We start from the raw sequence: 2,456 nt of genomic DNA on the forward strand, positions 1-2,456 counted from the left end.
CGGTAGGGCGGCGGGGCGACCTGGGGCTGCTGCTCCGGGCCGGCCTGGGCCGGATAGCCGACCTGGGTCTGCTCGTTGCGGGTACGCGCGGCCCGCAGCTGGTTCTCCCAGGGGTGCGGCCCGGACGGCTGCTGCGGGGCGTCCTGGCCGAACTGCTGGTCCTGGCCGTGCCGGCCGTAGTTCTGGCCGTTCTGCCCGTTCTGGCCGTAGCTCTGGCCGTTCTGGCCGTAGCCGCCGCCCTGGCCCGCGCCGGGGGGCACGGGCATCACCGTGGTGCGCTGGGGCGCGCCGGGGGCCTGGCCCGGGTCCAGCCGCTGGGTGCGCTCGGCCGCGCCGGGGGGCAGTACCTGGGTCGCGTCGGCCGCGCCGAAGGCGTTCAGCACGGTGCCCCCGGGACCGCCGGCCGGCGGGCCGCCGCCGAACACCGTGGGCGCGCCCGGGTCGAAGCGCATGCCGTTGGGCACCGTGGGGTCCTGCCCCACCGGCACCGGCGGCGCCAGCAGCGCGCCGACCGCGATGGCCGCGTCGATCTGGGCCGGGGTGGAGTGCACGCCGACCCCGGCCGCGACGGTGCGCAGCGCGGTGGCCAGTTGGACGGCGGTGGGGCGCTGCGCCGGGTTCTTGCGCAAGCAGTGCTCGATCACGGTCCACAGCGGCTCCGGCAGGTTGCGCGGCCGCGCGGGCTCCTGCGAGAGGTGCATCTGCAGGATCTGCAGCGGGCCGTCCCCGTGGAACGGCGGCTGGCCGGTCAGCAGCTCGTACATCATGATGCCGGCGCCGTAGACGTCCACGGCCGAGGTCTGCTCGCGGCCCTCGGCGGACTCCGGCGCGACATAGGCGGGGGTACCGACGAACTCATGGGTGCGGGTCAGGCCGGGCGAGTCGGCGAGCCTGGCGATGCCGAAGTCGGTGAGCAGCGGGTGCATCACCGGCTCGCCCCCGGCCGTGTTCACCGTGGCCAGCAGCACATTGGCCGGCTTGAGGTCGCGGTGGACCACGCCGTCCGCGTGGCTGGCCGCCAGCGCGTCGGCGATCTGCGCCATCAGCAGCGCCCCGGCGACCGGGCTCAGCGGGCCGTGGCTGCGCAGGTAGCGGTGCAGGTCGGGACCGTCGATCAGGTCCATCACCAGGGCCAGCAGCTCGCCCTCGACCACCAGGTCGCGGACCCGGACGATATTGGGGTGCACCAGGCGCAGCAGCACCGAGCGCTCCCGCAGGAAGCGCATCACCACATCGGGGTCGGTGGCCAGCTCCTCCTTGAGGACCTTGATCGCGACCTGCTGGGGCGCCGCCCCGCTGCCGGACTCGTCCCGCACCTGCGCACGCCACACCGTTCCGGTGGCCCCGCGTCCCAGCGGTTCCTCCAGGAGGTACTTACTGCCGACCGGCCGCACCCGTGCGCTCCTCGCCATGCTCTCGTCGTGCCTGTGGGAGGCAACAGTAAGCCCCTACCCGAAGGACGTGCTGAGGGGCGCTCCAAGTTCCCATGATCGGCGGTCCGGGGGTCGTCCCCCGGCGTGTCGCGGCACTGAGACGGGTGGTGGGGGCGAGTTGTCGGTGGCGGATGGGAGGATGCATTCAGCACCGCGGCGTCCACTCCGCTTGCGGGGTCCGATCGTTGGCCCCGCAGTACCCGGGAGCACTGCGTGGATCCGCTGGTGCGGTACGGGTGGAGTGGTACCGGGTGGGTTGGCAAGTGCCGCTGCCAGGAGCCTGCGGAAGGGGCCGAGGGACGATGCAGATCCGGCTGAGCGTGCTCGCGGCACGTGACGGCGCGGCGCCGTCACGTGCACATGCCCTGGGCCCGCAGGGCCGGCCGCCGAGGTCGTCCGCCCAGATCGCGGACGTGCTGGTGACGGCCCCGGTCGGGACCAGCCTCGGGGCCGTCGCCGGCGCCCTCGCGGGCGCGGTCGCGGGGCGCCCGGGGGCGCGCGGCACGCGCTCGTCCACCCATGTGCACCTCTACGCGGGCGACCAGCGACTGGACGAGCGGGCGGTGCTGGGACACCCGCCGCTGGTGGACGGCGCGGTACTGCGCCTGGACGAGCCCGACCCCGACCATGTCCCGGCCGGCCCGGCGCCCGGCGCCCCGACCGAGCTGCGGGTGGTCGGCGGTCCCGATGCCGGCGGCATCCACCTGCTGATGCCGGGCCGGGTCCGGGTGGGGCGCTCGGCGCAGGCCGACGTCCCGCTGGACGACCCCGACGTCTCCCGGTTCCACCTGGCCCTGGAGGTGGACGCGGACGGCCGGGTCTCGGTCGTCGACCTGGGCTCCACCAACGGCACCGCGCTGGACGGCCTGCCGGTCGGCGCCGAACCGGTGCCGGTGCCGCCGGGCTCGGTGCTCGGCCTGGGCGAGTCCGCCCTGGTGGTGGCCCCGGGCGGGGGCCGCCCCGGCCCGCTGGGCAGCTCCGACCTGATCGCGGACGGCCAGGGCCGGCTCCAGCTGACCCGGC

2 protein-coding genes are annotated in these 2,456 nt (G+C 75.6%); one reads left to right on the forward strand and one right to left on the reverse strand.

The features are described from left to right. A partial coding sequence (locus tag TR46_RS29150) for a serine/threonine-protein kinase (RefSeq protein WP_052433179.1) occupies positions 1-1,394 on the reverse strand: 1,394 nt, incomplete at its 3' end. A 341-nt stretch (positions 1,395-1,735) separates the two neighbouring features. Here TR46_RS29150 and TR46_RS29155 point away from each other — a divergent pair. Then, a partial coding sequence (locus TR46_RS29155; protein WP_042407068.1) for an FHA domain-containing protein occupies positions 1,736-2,456 on the forward strand: 721 nt, incomplete at its 3' end.

It is taken from the genome of Streptacidiphilus carbonis (assembly GCF_000787775.1).
Classification (GTDB): Bacteria; Actinomycetota; Actinomycetes; order Streptomycetales; family Streptomycetaceae; genus Streptacidiphilus; species Streptacidiphilus carbonis.